The sequence below is a fragment of the Butyrivibrio sp. FC2001 genome (assembly GCF_000424125.1).
GTDB lineage: Bacteria > Bacillota > Clostridia > Lachnospirales > Lachnospiraceae > Butyrivibrio.
On the sequence record NZ_KE384132.1, the window covers coordinates 559,408 to 581,099 of the forward strand.

Here is a 21,692-nt window from a genome sequence, read left to right on the forward strand (position 1 = left end):
ATAAAATACGCTATTTATCGCCCTTGTAAAAATATGACAGCATGGTAATATCGTCAAACTGATCAGCCTCACCGACAAATTCATCGATATCTTTTCTTACGGTTTTTATAAGAGTCTCAGGATCATTACTTGTGCATTTATTTAGCGCAGTAACACACCTGTCCATTCCAAACAGTTCATGTTCAGTATTCTCAGCCTCAGTAACTCCATCAGTATAAACAAACACACTATCCCCGGGCATGAGCGTAAATTCATGCTCCCTGAACTTAGCATTCTCCAGCATACCAAGAGGATGTGAATGCTTATACATCACAGGTTCAAATTGTCCGTCCTTATGCCTTAAGATAGGATGCTCATGGCCGGCATTAGCCGCAATACCCTCACCGGTCTTTAAGTTAATAACTGCAAGCCATACAGTTACAAACATCTCAACCTTATTACCGCTACACAGGGTATTATTAACATCATAGAGAATATCAGCAGGAGTTCCTCTATTTGACTGTGTTCTTATCTTAAGAAGTGTCTTTGCAATCACCATGAACAGAGCTGCAGGAACACCTTTTCCGGATACGTCAGCAATGACAATAGCTAGATGGTCATCATCAACAAAGAAGAAGTCGTAAAAATCGCCGCCAACCTCCTTTGCCGGATCCATTTTTGCATAAATATCGAACTCTTTTCTGTCAGGGAAAGGCGGGAAATCGCAGGGAAGCATATTTTCCTGTATCCTGGTTGCTACGTTGAGCTCAGTATCAATCCTCTCCTTATCAGCAGTTACCTTCTGAACCTCATCAATATAACTGTCTATGGTAAGCGCCATATTGGAAAAGCTATGGGCGAGCATACCTATCTCATCGCGTTGCTTTATTTTGGTCAGCCGCTTTACTACCTCTTCGCTATCCTTATTTATCATATAATTTTCAACGCTGCTCTGTACTTCCTTTAAAGGTACAAGAACATAATTCCTGATAAGAGACAGACTTATCGCCGCAAAAATCAGCATAAACAAAACAGTAAACAGTGCACCATGTCTGGTCTGATCTGCTATTTCATGCTGAACGACAGAAGTACTGTAGGTAAGGCCAAGGAATATATGATAGCCGTTAATATCTGTAAGAGTCTCATAGCGGTCAACAAAGCCTACACTTTCTGCCATGTGATAGGAATTGCTAAGAGTATCCATTAAGGTATTTTTCTGCTTTTCATCAAGCTTAATTGTAGTTCCAAGGGTATAAAAATCTCCGAACTTAGAGCTTCTTGGTCTGGATCCATCAGAACCGCTAAGAAGATATATGGCATTTTCAAATTTTTCATCAGCAGCAAGACAATAAATATACTCTATGTCAAAGGCCTTTCTTATCATATTGAGCCTCATGACACAGCGATTGTAAATTACTTCCGCATAGAACTTTCTGTCCTCTTCGGAAAGTGCCTCTATATCATCTGTAGATGCTGAATTAAAAATAAAACCGGGATTTCTTAAATTGAATTCATGATTTTTAGCAGCAGAAATTTCATTCGTATCATATTCGACTTCCATGGAATCCATGTTTTTAATCCAATATTCAAAGACATAATCCATGGATCTGTACTGGGCAAAATATCCGTCCAGATCGTCAAATATGTTTTCTGCCTGCATATTTTTCTGATTCAGAACAGTCTGGGTTGATGCTGTGGCAAGTATAACCCACGAAACAAAACCAATTACGACTGTTCCGATCAGGAAGTAGATTAGAATCTCTACGAAAACGCTTATTTTGATGTTGCCTTTATATTCTGTATTGCTATTTTTCATTAAATCCACCTCACAGACTTAACAAGCCAATACTAACAGAATAAGTCCAACAAATGTCCAACACTAAATTATGTTGTTTTCATAATATGTGTCTTCTTTAAAATATTTACAAGCTTTGATCCCTTGGGGAATCCCATAAGCTCTTCCTCTGTAACGCCTTTGGTTCTAACCATTCCAACCGCGTATGTAAGGATACCTGTAGAAATTGCAATTGCGACAGAAATAAGATTTATGAAATAATCTCCTGTCATAAAGGTTCCAAATAGCATGGAAACGAGCTTATATACTCCAAATGCCACAAGTCCCATACATGCAGAAGCGCCTGCAGGTATTATGTACATTTTCATAATGTCATATTTAACATCAAGTGTCTTGGATACAGCTCTCTCATTCAGAATACACATAACCAGTGAATAGATTATGGTCACTATCGCAAGTGATTTATTTCCAAGATCTGTAAATAACAATAATGGTGCAAGTACTGCAGACTGAAGCACAAGCGCTATCGCCGCATTCAGAACAGGAATGTTAACTCGTCCGATACCCTGCAAGATCGCATTACTTACTGTAGATACAGAATAAAATACGACTGTAATAGCAAGCAGCTGCATAAGAACACCTGCTTCATGAAGTGTATCCTTCTGCGGGAACATCAGCATAATGATAGGATCAGCAAGGGCAAAAAGACCTACTGCTGAAGGAATCGCTATCATATAGATCATCCTGTATACCTTTTCAACAAGCTGCTCTGTTCTCTCGAAATTTTTCTGAGCATAATATGTTGAAATACTGGGCATGATCGTTGAAGCTGTAGCAGTTGCTATCGCAATAGGGAAATTAGCGATTGTAGCCGCTTTTCTACCATATACACCAAGTCTCTTGGTAACCTCAGTATGAGCAAAGCCCCTCTGGTAGGTCATGATCTTGGTAAACATGGTCGAATTAAGAGTATTTGAAAAGTTATAAATCGCCGTACTTAAAATGATAGGTGTGACAATCATGATGATAAGAAGGAAAATCTCTCTGTATCCAAGATCCTCATGCCTATCATGTATCACCTTACGCTTAATAGCATCTCTGTTTATGTTGTAAACAAAAAGCATAAACACAAGGGCAATCAGAACACCCGAACCGGTACCAAGAGCACTACCTATAGCACCATACATGGCCTGAATAGAATCATCCCCGCCCTTTGATGCAGCAAACTTAACAAGGAAGTAAGCTCCGCCTACGGATACTATGGCATTAAGTATCTGCTCTATAAGCTGCGATACGCTGGTAGGAACCATTGTTCTATGAGCCTGGAAGTAGCCTCTTAGTACTCCCAGTGGACCGAATATAAATACAATCGGTGCAAATACTCTTAGAACCGGAATCGCATATCCATCGACAACATAGGGTGCGCCAAAGAATATGAACAAAGTTCCGAGACCGCCAACTATAAAAACATAAATAAGCGCACAGTGAAAAATTCGCTGTGCGTTGCGATACTCATGTACCGCCAACCTCTGCGATATGATCTTACTCATCGCAGAGGGTATGCTGTAGGCTGAAATCAATAATACAATTTGGTAAATGTAATATGATGCAGTGTAATATCCATTACCCTCATCACCAATAATGCCGGTGAGAGGCGCCGTATATAAAAGGCCGATTATTCTGGATATAAAGCCTGCCATTGCAAGGATAGAACCCTGCACAATAATACTTTTCTTCTTACTCATCTTAATTAGGGTCTAAGCCAATCGTACATCTCCTGATATTTGGATGCAGAAACCTCCCATGAGAAGTTTGCAGCCATTGCACGATCTATCATCTTATTCCATTCGCGCTTGTTGTCATAGTAAACTCTCTCAGCTTCGCGAACGGTACGCATCATCTCATGCGCATTGTAATTGAGGAATCCGAATCCGGTTCCTGTGCTCTCATACTGATTGTAAGGCTCAACAGTGTCCTTAAGTCCGCCTGTCTGCCTTACGATCGGGATTGAACCATATCTGAGGGCCATCAGCTGAGACAGTCCGCAGGGCTCAAATAATGAAGGCATAAGGAATGCATCTGAAGCCGCATAAATCTTATGTGAAAGCGGATTAGAATAGAATATGTTAGCTGATACCTTATCAGCGTACTTCCAGGCAAAATGTCTGAACATATTCTCATACTGCTCCTCACCTGTTCCGAGAACAACTATCTGGAGAGCATCCTGACAGAGCTCATCAAGAACATAAGCAATAAGATCAAAGCCCTTCTGATCAGTAAGTCGTGAAATGATACCGATCATCATGATCTTGTCATCCTCAGGAAGACCCAGCTCTCTCTGAAGCGCTCTCTTATTCTTAACCTTCTCTTTGCGGAAGTTGATTGCATTGAAGGGATAATCCAGGAACTTATCGGACTCCGGATTAAACTCAGTATAATCAATACCGTTAACAATTCCTCTGAGGTCATTGGTTCTGGCTCTCAAAAGTCCATCAAGACCCTCACCATAGAACTCAGTCTTAATCTCATCTGCATAGGTGCTGCTGACCGTAGTGATCGCGTCAGCATAAACAATGCCGCCTTTCAACAGGTTAGCATCCTTGTAATATCCAAGCTTATCCGGTGTGAAGTAATAATCCGGAAGACCTGTAATATCCTGAACATCCTTTGCATCCCATTTTCCCTGGAACTTAAGGTTGTGGATAGTCATTATGGACTTGATTCCACGGAAGAATTCATTACCCTGGAATCTCTCCTTCAGATATACAGGAATAAGGCCTGTCTGCCAGTCATGGCAGTGGATGATGTCAGGTCTGAAGCCAATTACAGGAAGGATTGAAAGAGCTGCCTTACTAAAGAAGGTAAACTTCTCAATCTCCCATATAACATCTCCGCCATATGGTGCCATTCCACCAAAAAAGTACTCATTATCTATAAAATAGTAATTAACGCCGTCAACCTCAGCATGGAAAATACCTACGTATTCACTCTTCCAGTGAAAATCCATGTAGAAATTGGAAACGTATTCGAGCTTATCCTTCATCTCCTGAGCCATGCAGGTATATTTGGGAAGGATTACTCTTACGTCAAAATATCTCTTATCAATGTCCTTCGGAAGTGATCCGACAACATCTGCCAAACCGCCTGTCTTAATAAATGGTACGCCTTCTGATGCTACAAATAGAATGTTCTTCATGTAGTGCCTCCATTATTGGAAGATTTTTTATTATATTTTTTTATTTTATCAGTCCTCAGTAACCTTGTACTTAGCGGACTGCATAGCTATAAGCTCCTCGTCTGAGAAATAATCGATTCTCATAGCCTTCTTGACATCACTTAAGGTCTGTGCAGCAACTGCCTCTGCTACCTCAGAGCCCTTCTTGATAACGTCATATACATAAGGAATATCCTTCTGGAATTCCTCTCTGCGCTTTCTTATAGGCTCAAGTTCAGCCTGAAGTACATTGTTAAGGAACTTCTTAACCTTAACATCACCAAGTCCGCCTCTCTTATAATGAGCCTTCATCTCATCAAGATTAGCGTAGTCAGGTGCAAACTCTGCAAAGTGCTCATCCTTTGCAAATGCATCAAGATAAATAAATACCGGATTGTTCTCAACTTCACCGGGATCCTCAACCCTGAGGTGATTAGGATCTGTGAACATACCCATTACCTTTTTCTTGATCATCTCCGGTGACTCTGAAAGGTAGATGCAGTTACCAAGTGACTTACTCATCTTGGCTGTGCCGTCTGTACCGGGAAGTCTTAAGCATGCCTTATTGTCAGGGAGAAGAATGTTAGGCTCAACAAGGGCCTCTCCGTAAACGGAGTTAAACTTACGAACGATCTCTCTGCACTGCTCGATCATAGGCTCCTGGTCCTCACCAACGGGAACTGTAGTAGCCTTAAATGCAGTAATATCAGCAGCCTGGCTTATAGGATATGTAAAAAATCCAACAGGTATACTTGTCTCAAAATTACGCATCTGTATCTCAGACTTAACTGTGGGATTTCTCTGAAGTCTTGATACTGTAACAAGATTCATGTAATAGAATGAAAGCTCTGTGAGCTCAGGTATCTGTGACTGAACAAAGAGTGTGCTCTTGGCAGGATCAAGACCTACAGCAAGATAATCAAGTGCAACCTCGATAACATTCTCTCTTACTTTGTCAGGGTTCTCAGCATTGTCAGTCAAAGCCTGAGCATCTGCGATCATTATAAAAATATCATCAAACTCGCCTGAATTCTGGAGTTCAACCCTTCTTCTGAGTGAACCGACATAGTGTCCAACATGAAGCTTACCGGTCGGACGATCGCCGGTCAAAATTACTTTACGCATAACCTTTTTCCATCTCCTCATTTAGATTCATATAAATTCATTTAATGTATAGTATAACATATAAAACTCTATTTTTTTATAGATAGAGCAAATTGTTCTCTGCTAACGGATGCAATTACATCACTTATCTCAGGAGTCTGTCCCAGAATGCCGTAATCGGGATGAACAGGGATAACTCCAAATTTCATGGTCTTACCACCGAGTCTGTTCTGAACATAGTCACCTATCTTCATACAAACGCTCTGCAAAACAGCCTCCCTGAGTCCCCACTCAGTGAGCTTGGCCAGCATCTGATCTGTGGTGGCGATATCCTGAAGTATTCTCGCCTGGGAAATCGTGCCGCCCGCAAGTACCGTGTGAAGTGATAGAACTTCACGCCTGCCATCGGCATTCCAGGTGTGTGTATCCATGATTCCGGCTGCAAGTCTAAGGAGCTTTGATGCACTGCCCACCAAAAGGAAATTCTCCATACCGACCATAGCCGCCATATCAAGGGTATCACCTATGTAATTACGGCATCTAATGCTATATGCCATTGAAATGTGAACAAAGTCCTGAATATATTTATGTCCTGCATTACCAGGAACCGCAATGACGTTCCTGATGCCCTGCTCATACTGCTCCTGAATGGTACCTGCAATCTCTGCCAGAATATCATCCTGAGAGGTTCTGGCAACTGAGCCGTTACCTCCAAGTATTCTGCAGGTCATGCCCGGTCTGTCGTAGGACACTGACGTAACCGTAATTTTAATAAGAGGCATGATATCAGCAAAATGAATGGCATCTGCCACCGCCTCAAAAATTATATTCCTGGCATCCTTATCAATGTAAGCAAAACCAGCCTTTCCATTGGGATCTCCCGCAGGAATCCTGTCTATTCCATCAGTTCCATCCAAATACAAATTGATATACTCCGGCTTAATGAAAATTGAATCCGAAATATCAGCAAGTCGCCTTACGCGCTCAACAATAACATGGATCTCGGAGATACCCGATAAACCGTTAATGTTGCTTCCCGAGGTGAGAACACAGTACTCACGCATAGCGTGGTTCTCCGGGTGAGGCACGAAGCGAACAGGTACATTTATTATTTTTCCATCATCTGTATGGAATTCTATTGACTCATAACTAATGCGAAGGAGCAAAGACGAAGCGGCTGCTTTGGCGGCAACTGCGGCGATTGCACCTCCGGTAAGTGAAGAAATATTTGAAAAAACGTTATCAACTTTATGGATCATTGATTTCCCCCTAAAAGTGTTTTTTCATACATTCACATTTATTAATATAGTATAACATGTTTTACTGTAAGTCGCTCTAATAAAGGGATATCTTTTATATTAATTCTTAATTAAAATCGAGAAATATTCTAAATCTCGTTAGTGATTATATTTAATTTCGAGTTATTTTATATTTAGTTTATGATTTGTCCATATTCTGTACAAATTTACTCTTTACTATAGTCTTAACAGGAGTTAGAACTTCTGACTCCCCCAACAAAACTTTTTTCATACCGGGTTGTCAGGTTCCCCACCTGACAACCCCTCCTCCCAAATAAAATCGCCCACGCATCAGCGTGGGCGTTAATTTTATGTGTTAATATCTGGCGATTTGTTTTTCGACCATGCGGACAAACTCAGTGTTTGTGCGGGTTTTGGAGAACATGTTGATGCACTGGTCAACGGCCTCGTCTGCTTTCATGCCGTTGAAGCCCTTACGGAGTGCATTAACAGCTGCAAGCTCATCGGGTTTAAGAAGAAGATCTTCTCTTCTGGTGCTGGACTTAGGAATGTTGATTGCAGGGAAGATTCTCTTTTCCTGCATCTTTCTGTCGAGTACCATTTCCATGTTACCTGTTCCCTTGAATTCCTCGTATATAACGTCGTCCATCTTGGAGCCTGTTTCAACAAGGGCTGTTGCAAGGATTGTAAGGCTTCCGCCCTGTCTCATCTTTCTTGCTGCACCAAAGAAGCGCTTGGGCATATGAAGGGCAGCGGGATCAAGACCACCGGAAAGTGTTCTTCCTGACGGAGGAACTACGATATTGTAAGCTCTTGTAAGTCTTGTAATCGAATCAAGAAGAATCATAACGTCCTTGTTGTGCTCAACAAGACGCTTAGCTCTTTCGATAACCATCTCTGATACTCTCTTGTGGTGTTCAGGAAGCTCATCAAAGGTCGAGTAGATGACCTCTGCGTTAGGTCCCTCAATACTCTCCTTGATGTCCGTTACTTCCTCAGGACGCTCATCAATAAGAAGAACGATGAGGTGAATATCAGGATTGTTTCTCTTAACGGAAAGTGCCACATCCTTAAGAAGTGTGGTCTTACCTGCCTTCGGAGGAGATACGATCATACCACGCTGTCCCTTACCTATAGGTGAGATAAGATCCATGATTCTCATAGCGATCGTGCAGCCGGGGTGCTCAAGAACAATCTGCTCCTTGGGGAAAATGGGAGTCATCTTCTCGAAATCCCAACGGCCCATAGCAACCTCAGGCTTATAGGTGTTTATGGTATTAAGCTGGAGAAGTGCTCCAAACTTATCATTTTCTTTTTTCTGTCTTGCAATACCTGTAAGGATATCACCGGTCTTAAGATTATATTTTCTGATCATTCCGGGAGCAACATATACGTCGTTCTCTCCGGGAAGATAATTCTCACAGCGGATAAATCCAAAGCCGTCCTGCATAACCTCGAGGATTCCGTGTGCATCGATACCGTTTGCGATCTCAGCATCCTCTGCAGGAGCTTCCTTTTTAGGTGCGCTCTGCTCGTGAGCTGCTTCAGCAGGCTTATTCTCAGGTCTTCTGTTTTCTCCCTGCTTATTCTCAGGCTTTCTGCCTTCCTCAGATTTATTGTCATGAGCCTTCTTCTCAGCGTTATTACCCTGAGTATCAGCCATAATTATCTTTTTGCGGCCGGGCTTTTTAGCAGGAGCCTTCTTTACGCCATCATCAGCCTTAGGAGCTTTGTTCTCAGGCTCTGCCTTCTGTGCAGCCTGGGCTCTCTGCTCAGCCTTCTGCTTCTCATCAAGCTCTAAAAGAGCATCAATAAGCTCTGACTTTTTCATCGTTGTAACGCTCTTAATGCCATTCTGCTTTGCGAGGTCACGCAGTGAAGCCAGTGTAAGTGTTTCTAATTTTTCTCTCAACGTTTGTTCCTTTCTTATAAATATCTAAAAATCTTTATTTACCTAAATATTAATATGCTAGTGGAAAAAATAATCGATAACTTATAACTTAAGTCTGATTGTCGACAAGCTAATGCTCCAAGATTAAACTACCTTCGACTATTGTTCACGATACATCATTAAAGAAAAAATATCAATAGAAATTTTTTTAAGATTTTATTAACTATACATTTAGTAAAAAGGGGAACTAGTCGTTCCCCTTACCACTATCAAGCATGATTCCTATGGCTTCCTTAGCAACCTCATAGAGCGTAGCCATCTGCTTTGCGCCCTCATCATCCATCTCGGCAAGCTTATTATATTGGGAAGTAAAATAGTTCTTTGCCTGAAGAACGGTGGCGCTGGATATAACTCTTCCGTTACTCATAATGGTACCTGTCTCAGAGTTATATCGGCCTGTTGTTGTCTTGAATTTCTGAGCATCGCCCATTCCCATTGACTGAGCAAGGGAGTGGATAAGAGCTTCTCTTCCTTTATTATCCGGCATATGTCCCCCTCATCCGTCACCTTAGGTGACGCCATCTCCAGCTGGAGATGGCCTAAAAACAATGTTTTTTTTCTAAGGAAAAACTTATATTACTTTGCAACAACTTCCTTGATTGACTCAGCAAGTCCTGCAACACCTGCAATATTGCTGGGAACAATGATCTTTGTAGCCTGGCCGTTTGCAGCCTTTTCAAATGCCTCAAGGCTCTTGATTGTAAGAACAGACTCATCTGCGCCAGCTTCCTTAAGCATTGCGATACCGTCTGCATTAGCCTTCTGGACGCTTCTGATAGCCTCAGCCTTACCTTCAGCCTCTCTGATCTGCTTCTCCTTCTCAGCTTCAGCCTTAAGGATTGTAGCCTGCTTATCAGCCTCTGCCTGAAGAATCTTACTCTGCTTCTCACCTTCTGCAACTGTGATTGCTGACTGCTTCTCACCTTCTGCGAAGAGGATCTTCTCTCTCTTTTCACGCTCAGCCTTCATCTGCTTCTCCATTGCATCACGTATCTGCTCCGGAGGATTGATGTTCTTAAGCTCTACTCTTGTAATCTTGATTCCCCAGGGATCAGTTGCAATATCAAGTGCATCCTGCATCTGAGCATTGATCTGGTCACGGCTTGTAAGAGTCTCATCAAGAGTAAGTGAACCGATTACATTACGAAGTGTTGTAGCTGTAAGGTTCTCAATAGCACCGATAGGATTTCTTACTCCGTAAGCATAAGCCTTGGGATCAGAAATTCTGAAGAATACGATTGAGTCGATCTGCATTGTAACGTTATCCTGTGTGATAACGGGCTGAGGCGGGAAGTCGCAGTACTGCTCCTTCAGGTCAACCTTTCTTGCAATCCTGTCGATAAAAGGAACCATGAAGTGAAGACCTACATCCCATGTCTCTTTGTATGCACCAAGGCGCTCAACAATGAATGAATGTGCCTGAGGTACAATTTTGATGTTAAGTGCGATAAGAACAAGTATTAAAACAATAACAATGAAAAACGGCATATCTCTCCTCCTTTATTTTAAGCTCTTTTCACAATGAGCTTATTCCCATCAACCTTTTCTATTACCACAGTCTCGCCGCTTGTTATAACATCCCCATCTTCAAGACTTCTGGCATTCCAGGTTGTTCCATCAAGTACAACATTACCCGTTTCCTTAATGTTGTCTATCTCCTTACTAACATTGACCTTTCGGCCTATCAGCGCATCGATATTGGTCTTAACTATCTTTCCGCCAAGAAGCTTAAGTGACACAGGTCTCACAAGGAGCAGTGCTATTACGGAAACAATAATAAATACTACTATCTGCAAAGGGAGTGATGCTCCCATAATGCATGCAAGGAATGCTGCTAAAGCACCCAGGGCAAACCATATGGTGGTAAGCCCAAGGGTAAGTATTTCACTAACAGCTAAAATAACAGTCAGTATCAGCCAAAATATCATAGGCGACACCCCAAACAAATTGTTGTACATGTCTTCGCCCTCCCATTTTGAACTATAAATTAGTAAGTAATTTTTTATTAGCTAATCTCGTTTACATAGATCTGTACACGGCTCTGGATAATATCCGCAACCTCTTCTGCAGTCTTCTGTCCGCTGAAGTATGCTGAAGCCTCTTCATAGATAATGTTTGTAACCTCTTCGTTTGCATTACCAACCTGATCGATGCTGTTAAGGAAGTTGATAACCTCATTGATCTCATCATCTGTCATGGGATCGATAATGATCTCTGTCTCTCCGATGTACCATGTGTCATCGTATTCTACTTCCTTGCCGTTCTCATCAACGTAAGTAGGCTTTTTCTTAGCATCAGCTGAAAGCTTATCCATCATGTTCATGCTTACAGGCCATGAATCATCGATAGTCTTCTGGAAGTCATCTGTCAGGAAGTATCTCATGAACTCCCAACAGCCATCCTTAACCTTTGAAGAAGCATTCATTGTCAACTGTAAATTAGGATAAAGCGCTGATCCGCTTCCGTTATCTGAAGGGAAACCTACAGTAGTGATGTCCTCACCGAATGTACCCTTCTTCTCATAGTTGTAATCACTAAAGCCATTGAGATAGAATCTGTCTCCAAGTGAAAGTCCCTGTCTCCAATATGCAGAAGTATCGTTGTAGTAATCATCCTCTTCAAGCTCTTCAGGGAACTCATTTACAAACTCAAGAAGGTGAATGAATGCCTCTGAATTATAGCTACATGTAAGTGTAGTCCAGTCAATATACTGTGAACCTGCAAGACTGAGAGCCATCTCGAATACTTCGTCTCTTGCAAGAGGTCCGAAGATATTCTTATGCTCGATGTTCTTTTCCTTTACGATCTTCTCAAGCTCATCGATAGTCCATGTGTAATCATCACCTACATCCTTCTTGGGAGCAACTACTGTCTCAACATAGAAGCTGGGGATAATCTTGTACATCTTACCGTCTGTCTTGAAAGCTTCCATTACATGATCCATGAACTTGATCTTGCTGAGTTCTTCATCATTGTTGAAGTAATCAGTCATATCCTCAAAAAGTCCCTTGGAAATATAACTGTCTACAGGCATATCAGCATCAAGAACAAGAATGTCAGGTGCGTTACCTGAAACGATATCTGTGTTAAGTCTGTTAGCACCGCCTGAGTAATCATCATCGGAGTCATACTTTGAATAGTCATTGATTACGATACGATACTTGTCGTTTTTCTTATTAAAGCTGATGATCTGTGCTCTAACCTTATAATCGATATAGTTACAGCCAAGTGTGATCTGCTGCTTTTCGCCTACAGCCTTAGGATCAACCTTTGTAAGGTAAGAAAGTGTGTAGCCAGAATCATCTGAAGGAATAAGTGCAACCATCTCCTCGTCTGAAATAGCAGCAAGGTTGGATAATCCATAAGTGTTGATATCAGAGTCTACGAAGTTAAGTATCATTGATACGTTAGCATCGCCCATGTTGTATGTGTAAACACCCTCTGAACCTACTGCAAAGAAATCATGGGAGCCTGCACCTGAGTAGAATGTATAATCATAGAACGGATTCTCTGATCCCTCTACAGCTGTAAGTGTTCCGGCATTTACATCTACCTTGTAGAATTCTGCAGTTGCAGCATTCATGGCACCGAAATTACCATCGCCAAGCTTATAAAGCATTACAGATCCGCCATATTCACTATCTAAAACTTCACTGGCTTCAAAGTCTCCGGCAAGGCTTCCATCCTCGGTATTATACTTGTGCATACCGTTTGCATCTGCTGTAAGAAGTGTGCTGTCATCAGCTAAAAGGAATGAGTTGATATAGAAATATGAATCAGCACTTGTATCAAGCTTATTTCTCCAAACCTCAGCACCTGTGCTGTCATGCTTAACCATGTAGTAAACATCAGACTCAGCGGTATCACCACCAAGAACCTCTTCATTAGAGATATCGATGTAGTTATCAGCTGACTCTTCAGTAGTAGTGCCGTCACCCTCTGTTGCAGCATCACCTGTACCATCTGCAGACTCTGTGGTAGCTGCATCAGCATCTGTGCTTTCGCTATCAGATGTAGCATCTGTGGCGTCAGAAGTATCCTCTGCATCAGTAACTTCAACGTCTCCGTCCTCGCCGGAATACTGGTCAATATCATCAACAACACTATCAGAATCAGAGCTATCTGTATCGATTTCGATATCGCCGCCTTCTATGATGCCGCCCATATCACCGCTCATTCCGCCATCGTCAGAACTGAAATCAAAGCCGCCGCCCATTCCGGCAAACTGAGTCTCAACAGTATAAATTGAACCATCGCTGGCAACAGCAACATTAGCAACACTAAGGTTGTCCTTCATAGGAAGGGAAATAGGTGTAACATTACTTCCATCCTTGTCAAAGGTATATAAGGTGCTCTGGTTACTGCCGTCATCGCCAACAGAATTGTAAAGTGCATATACCTTATCGCCATAGCTTCCAAGAGCTGAAATGCTTGCAAGGTCTACGCCTTCTCCAAGGTTAATTGCGGTCTCCTTAAACACGAAAGCAGTAGCATCATGTCCTGCTTCCTCATCTGCTGTAGATGATGTGTTACTCTTTTTGCCACAGCCACAGGCAGCCATATTAAGCGTCATAACTGTAGCAAGTGAAATACTAAGAATTCTCTTTAGATAAATTCTCTTCATTAAATATCCTCCTTGTTAGTGGGTGAAGCAAACTAAATACCATTAGAAATATTTCCATTTTTCGTTATGGTATTTAAGATTTGACTCAACATCATATTTCCAGTCGACAAACTTTTGAACAAGCATGCCAACTGTCCACTTTCTGTGCCTGTAAGCCTGAACGACTATAATAGCTACCATAATGAAAGCTATTACGGCACATATGATTTGAATTAAAAATACAACAGCCAAAATATTCTCATAGGCTCTGGCATTGTTCTCCCAATAGGGATAAATTACAGGTTTCGTCTGCATTCCTCTGGTATTGAACTTGGTAAGAAGATTAAATAAGTTACCATTTTCAAATCTTGCAGTATTATCAACAACCTCAACCTGCGTTGTATTAAGCTGGAGCTTATCTATGACAAAGTTTTTGGCATAATTGTCTACTGTGTTGGGCATAACAATTTCCATGCATACTATGCCCTTGGCCTGTACCTCGACATCAGAAGTACCACTCTCTGCTTCATCATCATTCTTAGAAGCAACATCGACCTTTCCAAGTGTTCCATTGGTAGCAAGTACAGACGCATCAATTTTTCCATAAGTAGCCAGGGACTCAAAGGACATGTAAACCGTAGGGAATATCATGCCAGAAGCCTTAACATACTTACCGCTGTCCTTCTTAACGACACCGTCAATATAATGAGGAACTCCTCCAATAAGGATGCTCTGTCCAACAATATTGTTGGAACCAAACAGCTGCCACGCAAGCTCTTCATCAAGCATTATATGATCCTTCATGAGAGTATCACCGGCAAAGTAGTTACCACTCATTACACGCATAGGATGAAACTGGAAATAATCTCCGCCTATACCTATGGCAACTGCTGTGACAGACTTTAAATCCCTGGTAAGTTCAACACTACCTACTGCGCTATAACAATAATTCCAGACTGCACCGGAACCCTGTGTGCTTGCATCAGCTTCCTGAAGTCCGTCAGCTATAAGTCCCTTATTAATGTTGTATACATACTCATTTATCTTGTCTGTACCAATACCCTGGTTCTCTGAAAAGAACATGCTGACCTGACCACAGCGGGTCTCATTAGACCATCTCTGACCCATCTGCTGATCGTACTGCCTGTGTACAACATGGGATCTGTAAAGATCAAGCCCAAATATTGTGAGAACAAGCAACACTATTACTGCCATATATATGATCTGTTTTAATTTCAGATTTTTGAAAAAATTAGTTATTCCGGCCTTCATCTTGGCCAATATATCTACTCTGTTCATGAATTGTTAGCCAGTCTTACCTGATCACCTGAATTAATAGGAGCTGTTGAAGTGGTGATCACATATTCATCTCCCTCAAGACTTCCGCTTATAGCTGCGGTTGTATCATCAGTTCCCAAAACCTCAACATCCACTCTGGACGCAATATATCTGTTTCCAAGAGGGCTTGATTTTGATCTGACTATCAATATGAACTTTCCGTTTGTATCCTCTCTTATAGCTCCTGCGGGAACTGTAAGGTCGTAGTTATCAGATTTCTGTCCAATCTGAAGACTTACAGACTGTCCGCTCTGAACCTCTGTACTCTCGATAAGGAATGTAAGTACCTTCTTTGTGTTGGGGTTCTGCTGGTCTGCTGTAATAGATTTAAGTGTTGCCTTGAAATCTGTGTAATACCATGAGTTCTGAGGCTCAGCGATATCACCAACCTTAAGTCTCTTAGCCTGATCCATTGTAACTGAGAAGCTTGTCTGCATTCCCTTGCTGTCCATCTGGATAACAGCAACTGCATTCTCAGCATTTGTAGACTCACCGGCCTTAAGAGCAAGCTCAGTAATCTTACCATCAACAGGTGCATCGATTGTTGCGCCAACGGCTTCCTTCTCAAGCTTCTCTATTGTTTCCTTCTGCTCTGCGATTGTATCTCTCTGACCGTCAAGCTCGATTTCCTTGGCAATCTCTGTAAGAAGCTCAGTTCTGTCGTTTGTAGCTTTATCAAGCTCCTGAGCTGTCTTGTTCTTTATATCCTGAAGTTCTGCAGCCTTTCTCTGGTAGTCGTTATCTACCTGGCCTGCCTGCGTTGTAATCTGTGATGTATCCTTTGTACCGTTAGCCTGCTCAAGAAGAAGCTGGTTCTTCTCTGCTTCGAGAGCTTCTATATAAGCTTCATTTACAGTTTTCTTTGCAGCTGTAGTCTGCTGAGACTTCTCATAAGCTTTCTTTTTCTTTTTATATTTTTCGTTAGCAGCATCGGTAGCATTTTTGGTTGAATCCCAATATTCCTTAGCAGCTTTTTCTTCTTTGCTGCCTTCACCATATTTTCCTTTTGTTTCGTAATATGACTTTTCCGCTGAAGATTGTGCAGACTTAGCTGAATCCAATGCAGACTTAGCTGAATCATACTCATCCTTTGCTACAGTATCACTTGAATCGGAACTGGAATCAGAACTATCAGCTTTTGCAGCTTCAAGTAACTGATCAATCTCTGTAATTCTGTATGTGATATCAGCATCTCTGTACTGAGGAGTTGCCTCATCATAATTGTACTGAGCTGCTGTGTATGCCTGATCCTGTGACTGCTCGTCAATTGCAGCCTGAGCATTCTCATCGGCTGTCTTTGCATTATCATATCTGTCAGTAGCAGCCTTGAGCTTTGCCTGAATCTGATCCATTGTTAAGGTCTGGCCGTTTCTTACACGGTTAATGGCCTCATTTGAAAGATCACCTGAGAAAAGTGAAGTCTCATAGGTCTGCATAAGCTCCTCAAGCTTCTGTCTTGCCTCTGTTAATTCAGTTGATTCTTTATCCTCAAGGTAATAAAGAACATCTCCCTTCTTAACCTCTGCACCTTCAGAAACAGCAACGCTCTTGATTACGCGCTCCTGAGAAACCTTTACGTTGTAAGGATCCTTTGCCTCAACAGTACCTGTTCCTCTGATAATCGGTGAAATTGTTCCCTCCTGAATCTGCTGAATAGCAACCTCCGGTAGTGAATAATTCATGATTGTGTTTGAAAAGAATGTAAGTAACAAAAGGACTGTCAAAAATGCGATAGCAATATCCTTGATAATGTCCTTACGACTTTTCTTTGGTCTTTGATTCTTTACTTCAGACATACCTAAATTCCTCTTCCCTTAAATACTATTGCTTGCCCCCTCATATATGGGCAAATTGCCATTTACCATTTGGCAATAAAATCTATCCTTTTAAACCACCCTGGTATGAAATACCTTCGATAAGGTACTCTTCCCCGTAGAGGAAGATCAGAAGCGGAGGCACCAGATAAATAACTGCGACCGCGAATGCAAGGCTTATCTCTCCTGCATTGATCTTCGACAAAAATACCGAGAGCGGATGAAGCTCATCATTAGTTAAAAGTATCAGTGGCTGCTCAACCATGTTCCAATAATCAATAAACACAAGGATCGCTATTGATATAAGTCCGCTCTTACAAAGCGGGAAACATATCTGTGAGAATATCTGCCACTCGCTGGCACCATCGATCGATGCAGCTTCCATAACCTCTGTGGGTATTCTTCGTATAAACTTCGTAAGCAGATAAACCGCAAACGGTGAAAAGAATCCCGGAAGCCATATCGCCCATCTGGTATCAAGTATCTTAAGCCAGGATGAAACCAGATAGTTGGGAACCAGTGTAACCTGGTAAGGCATAAGCATCATTATGATGTATATAAAGAAGATTATTTCTCTTACCCTGCCCTTATATCTTGCAAATCCGTAGGATGCAAGCATCGCAACCATGAGCTGTACTACAAGAATCGGAACAACATAGAACATACTGTTCCAAAACTTAACCAGGTACTCAGGTGATTTAAACAGCACCGTGAAGTACTGACTGAAGGACACCATATCAGGTATAAACTTCAGGTTTACCGTTTTTGAAATAAATACCTTACCGCCCGTTTCAGTGGTCTGAAATACCGCGCCGTAGTTGGCATTGATCTCAGACGAACTCATGAATGAATTTGTTATTGTAAGTATTGTCGGCAGCAGGAACAATGCTGCAAAAATTGTACATATAATTGTTCCGGCTATAATGCCGTATTTGTATATTTTCTTTTTTCGTCTTGCCTTCCGAATAGCTCTCTCGTAGAACTGTTGCTCACCGGTAGGCAATTTCATTCCCGCCATATCAGCCTTCTATATCCTTTCCATACCGGTTTTCCGTAAGAAACATTATGAGCATAAGTACAACGATTACCAGAGCCATCATTATGGCCGAAGCGGAAAGCTTCTGATAATCGACAGACGCAAATGTATTATTCATAAAGTGCTGCATCATATACAGCGTTTTATATGGATAATCTCCGGTTAATAGATAAATCTCTCTAAATACCTTAAAGGAGTTGATAAGAGACATTATCGTAACAAAGAGTACTGTTGATGAAAGATATCTCATCTTGATAGTCCAGAAAATCTGGCTATCTGTCGCACTCTCAAGTCTCGCAACCTCAATAAGGTCTTTGGGTACGCTGGACAGCGCAGCCATAAACAGGATCATGTTGTATCCCAGGTTCTTCCACAGGAACAACACGACGATAACTATCTGAGCCTTATCTGACTTAAGCCAGTCAATCTTAGGCCCGCCAAAGTACATTCCTATTACATTGACAATTCCGTTAAAGTGGAAAAGCACCTGCCATATAAGGACGATAGATGCTATCGGAACCATCATGGGACTCAGGAAAAAGCTTCTAAACTGACTCTTGAAGGGAATTCCCGATTCCATTACCACCGCCAGAAATAGCGAAAGCGCAACAGCCAGAGGCACTGCAATAATAGAAAACATGAAGGTATTGGATGCAGCCTGCCTGAAGGCATTGTTGGTAAATACTCTTTCGAAGTTAAACATTCCTACAAATTCCTTCTGAATCGGGTTATTAACCACGGCGTAGAATACAACTACGCAGAAAGGAATTACGAAGAATGTAAGAACTCCCATAAGACTGGGCAGCAGGAAAGCCCAGGAAACAGCTGTCTCTCTTATGGCCTTCTTGGTGCTTCTTCCTCTCTTCCAGTTTTTCTTTATTTTGTCGAGAGTGGAATTATTTTTAATGCGGTTTACTACAGAGCCCTTTTCTGAGGTCTGCCCTGCAGCATTCCTTCTCAAAAATCTATTTAGTTTCCCAGATTTTTCCGAAACCTTTTCGGAAATTTTCTTGAACTTTTCCATCTTTTAAAGTTGTCAGTTCCTATCCGCCGGAAGTGCCGGCTTTTTATATTTATTCAGCTTAGTTCTTAAAGCTGTGTATAGGCGCAGGTATTCTTCCGCCTCTGTTTACGAACTCATCACAGGAGAACTTGTTAACGCTCATGATGGGACCAAATCCCAGAAGTCCGCCAAAGTCTACTGTATCCCCTGCCTTCTTACCGATAACAGGGATAAGTCTTACTGCTGTTGTCTTCTGATTGATCATACCGATAGCCATCTCATCAGCGATGATTCCCGCAATGGTGGTGCTCTTTGTGTCACCGGGAATAGCGATCATATCAAGACCAACTGAGCATACGCAGGTCATAGCCTCGAGCTTCTCTAGTGTCAGAGCGCCGGCATTAACCGCATTTATCATTCCCTGATCCTCACTTACAGGAATAAACGCACCTGAAAGACCTCCTACATAGGAAGAAGCCATAGCGCCGCCCTTCTTTACCTGATCGTTAAGAAGTGCAAGTGCTGCTGTTGTTCCGGGAGCACCGGCATGCTCAACACCGATCTCATGGAGAATATCAGCAACACTGTCGCCGATAGCAGGTGTAGGTGCAAGGGACAGATCAACGATTCCAAAGGGAACGCCAAGTCTTTCGGAGGCTTCCTTTGCAACAAGCTGTCCAACACGTGTTACCTTGAAAGCAGTCTTCTTAATGGTCTCGCAGAGAATCTCGAAGTTCTCACCGCGAACCTTCTCAAGAGCAGTCTTAACAACTCCGGGACCACTGACACCGACATTGATAATTCTGTCAGCCTCAGTTACGCCGTGGAAAGCACCTGCCATGAAGGGATTATCATCAGGAGCATTACAGAAAACTACAAGCTTTGTGCAGCCTGCGCTGTCGTTGTCCTTTGTAGCTTCTGCAGTTTTTACGATCACATCTCCAAGAAGACGAACTGCATCCATGTTGATACCTGTCTTGGTGGAGCCTACATTTACTGAAGAGCATACGACATCTGTCTCAGCGAGTGCCTTTGGAATAGACTCAATGAGAAGTCTGTCTGCATTAGTCATGCCCTTACTTACAAGCGCACTATAGCCACCAAGGAAGTTTATACCTACAGCCTTGGCAACCTTATCAAGTGTCTTGGCAATTGTCACATAATCATCTGAGGTCTTACAGGCAGCAGCACCTATAAGCGCAATAGGTGTTACGGAGATTCTCTTATTTACGATCGGAATTCCGAACTCCTTAGCGATATCCTCACCTGTCTGAACAAGATCCTTGGCAGAGCCATATATCTTTTCGTATATGTTTTTGTTAAGTGTATCAAGATCTGAGCTTATGCAATCAAAAAGGCTGATACCCATTGTAATTGTTCTTACATCAAGGTTTTCCTTTTCAATCATTTCATTTGTTTCTGAAACTTCATTTATGTTGATCATTTATCCGTTCCCCTTCGGTATTAAAGCAGTGTATTAGAGTCTGTGCATTGAATCAAAAATCTCTTCTCTCTGACACTTAATAACTACTCCAATGTCTTCGCCGAGGCTTTCAAGAGAATCAGACATGTCCATGAAGTCGACCTGGCTCTTAGCCACGTCAACTATCATCATCATATTGAAATATCCGGAAACTATAGTTTGGGAAATGTCAAGAATGTTGATACCATTCTCAGCAAGGTATGTGCATACCTTAGCGATGATACCAACTGTGTCCTTACCAACAACAGTAATAATAATCTTATTCATAATATTTTACTCCTCACTTTTTTCACACTTCGATAACAGGAGAAAGCTCGTTTCTCGCAGCTACCATTATAGGAAAGTCATTTCCGTGATATGGGTTGTCGCCCATTTCTATCTCAACCCGAACTGTTTCATAGGCCAGCTCAGGAAGATTATTTTCTTTACTTAGGTGTCCCAAGAGAATTCCTTTTAGATTATCATGCAGGATTCTGCAAAGAAGCTCCCCACTTTTTTCGTTGGACAAATGTCCTTTTTCACCAAGTATTCGTCTTTTCAGCTGATACGGATATGGTCCCGTCTGAAGCATTCTCACATCGTGATTGGCTTCAAGAAGTAATGCATCCATTCCCCTTAAATTATCAACTGTGTACTCATTATAGCATCCAAGATCAGTTGCGATTCCGATTCTCTTATCACCACAGGCAATTCTGTATGCCACAGGCTCAAGTGCATCGTGCATTATTGTGATCGGATTAATAACGAGATCCTTGACCGATACCTTTTCATCGGCCCTTATTTCATGAAATTCGGAAGCAACCATCTCGCCCTTCTTATCACTTGCACGAATGCCCTGCAACGTTCCCCTGGTAGCAAACACAGGAATATCATGCTTCTTAAGGATTGTGTGTAATCCGGCTATGTGATCCGAATGTTCATGGGTGACAAAGATTGCATCAATGTCATCTAGTGAAAGTTCTAATTTAGACAAACCTTCAACTATTCTTTTTTTACTACATCCCGTATCTACAAGGATGTGAGTGGTATCGGAACCTACGTAAATACTGTTCCCACTACTGCCACTCGAGAGGCTTGCCAGTCTCATATAATGCAGTCTCCGTTTCAATACTA

Annotated in this window: 17 protein-coding genes; all 17 read right to left on the minus strand. The window is 41.9% G+C overall.

The genetic code is table 11. From position 1 onward, the window contains the following. Positions 1-10: 10 nt before the first annotated feature. Positions 11-1,795: a SpoIIE family protein phosphatase gene (locus G601_RS25305; protein WP_051205948.1), complete on the minus strand. Its 1,785-nt coding sequence runs from the start codon at positions 1,793-1,795 to the stop codon at positions 11-13. Between the two features lie 68 nt (positions 1,796-1,863). After that, a complete protein-coding gene (locus G601_RS0116100) occupies positions 1,864-3,519 on the minus strand; it encodes a putative polysaccharide biosynthesis protein (protein WP_026665959.1) in 1,656 nt (551 codons plus the stop codon). A gap of 5 nt (positions 3,520-3,524) precedes the next feature. Continuing rightward, positions 3,525-4,970: a glycogen synthase GlgA gene (glgA, locus tag G601_RS0116105; RefSeq protein ID WP_026490774.1), complete on the minus strand. Its 1,446-nt coding sequence runs from the start codon at positions 4,968-4,970 to the stop codon at positions 3,525-3,527. A gap of 48 nt (positions 4,971-5,018) precedes the next feature. After that, positions 5,019-6,113 carry a tryptophan--tRNA ligase gene (trpS, locus tag G601_RS0116110; protein WP_026490775.1) on the minus strand — a complete coding sequence of 365 codons (1,095 nt, stop codon included), beginning with the start codon at positions 6,111-6,113 and terminating at the stop codon, positions 5,019-5,021. A 68-nt stretch (positions 6,114-6,181) separates the two neighbouring features. Further along, on the minus strand, positions 6,182-7,351 hold the full coding sequence (locus G601_RS0116115; protein ID WP_026665960.1) for a cobalt-precorrin-5B (C(1))-methyltransferase: 1,170 nt from the start codon (positions 7,349-7,351) through the stop codon (positions 6,182-6,184). A 355-nt stretch (positions 7,352-7,706) separates the two neighbouring features. After that, entirely contained in the window at positions 7,707-9,263 is a 1,557-nt protein-coding gene (gene rho / locus G601_RS0116125) for a transcription termination factor Rho (RefSeq protein ID WP_026665961.1), read from the minus strand. Between the two features lie 226 nt (positions 9,264-9,489). Then, a complete protein-coding gene (locus G601_RS0116130) occupies positions 9,490-9,789 on the minus strand; it encodes a hypothetical protein (protein WP_026490778.1) in 300 nt (99 codons plus the stop codon). A gap of 89 nt (positions 9,790-9,878) precedes the next feature. After that, a complete protein-coding gene (locus tag G601_RS0116135; protein WP_026665962.1) occupies positions 9,879-10,790 on the minus strand; it encodes an SPFH domain-containing protein in 912 nt (303 codons plus the stop codon). Positions 10,791-10,807: 17 nt separating this feature from the next. Next, positions 10,808-11,260 (minus strand): NfeD family protein, encoded by a 453-nt coding sequence (locus G601_RS0116140; RefSeq protein WP_051205951.1) that lies wholly within the window; start codon positions 11,258-11,260, stop codon positions 10,808-10,810. Between the two features lie 47 nt (positions 11,261-11,307). Continuing rightward, positions 11,308-13,926: an extracellular solute-binding protein gene (locus tag G601_RS0116145; RefSeq protein ID WP_026665964.1), complete on the minus strand. Its 2,619-nt coding sequence runs from the start codon at positions 13,924-13,926 to the stop codon at positions 11,308-11,310. Between the two features lie 42 nt (positions 13,927-13,968). Then, positions 13,969-15,204 (minus strand): ABC transporter permease, encoded by a 1,236-nt coding sequence (locus G601_RS0116150; protein WP_026665965.1) that lies wholly within the window; start codon positions 15,202-15,204, stop codon positions 13,969-13,971. Further along, a complete protein-coding gene (locus tag G601_RS0116155) occupies positions 15,201-17,039 on the minus strand; it encodes an HlyD family efflux transporter periplasmic adaptor subunit (protein ID WP_026665966.1) in 1,839 nt (612 codons plus the stop codon). Before G601_RS0116155 ends, G601_RS0116150 begins: the two co-directional genes overlap by 4 nt. Positions 17,040-17,121: 82 nt before the next feature. Further along, on the minus strand, positions 17,122-18,075 hold the full coding sequence (locus G601_RS0116160; RefSeq protein ID WP_242834437.1) for a carbohydrate ABC transporter permease: 954 nt from the start codon (positions 18,073-18,075) through the stop codon (positions 17,122-17,124). 1 nt (position 18,076) lies between these two features. After that, positions 18,077-19,117, minus strand: a complete 1,041-nt coding sequence (locus G601_RS0116165) for a carbohydrate ABC transporter permease (protein ID WP_081673569.1) — start codon at positions 19,115-19,117, stop codon at positions 18,077-18,079. A gap of 58 nt (positions 19,118-19,175) precedes the next feature. After that, positions 19,176-20,540, minus strand: a complete 1,365-nt coding sequence (locus G601_RS0116170; RefSeq protein WP_026665969.1) for a PFL family protein — start codon at positions 20,538-20,540, stop codon at positions 19,176-19,178. Positions 20,541-20,573: 33 nt separating this feature from the next. Next, entirely contained in the window at positions 20,574-20,846 is a 273-nt protein-coding gene (locus G601_RS0116175) for an ACT domain-containing protein (RefSeq protein ID WP_026490787.1), read from the minus strand. Between the two features lie 22 nt (positions 20,847-20,868). After that, positions 20,869-21,666: an MBL fold metallo-hydrolase gene (locus G601_RS0116180; protein WP_026665970.1), complete on the minus strand. Its 798-nt coding sequence runs from the start codon at positions 21,664-21,666 to the stop codon at positions 20,869-20,871. Between the last annotated feature and the right edge of the window lie 26 nt (positions 21,667-21,692).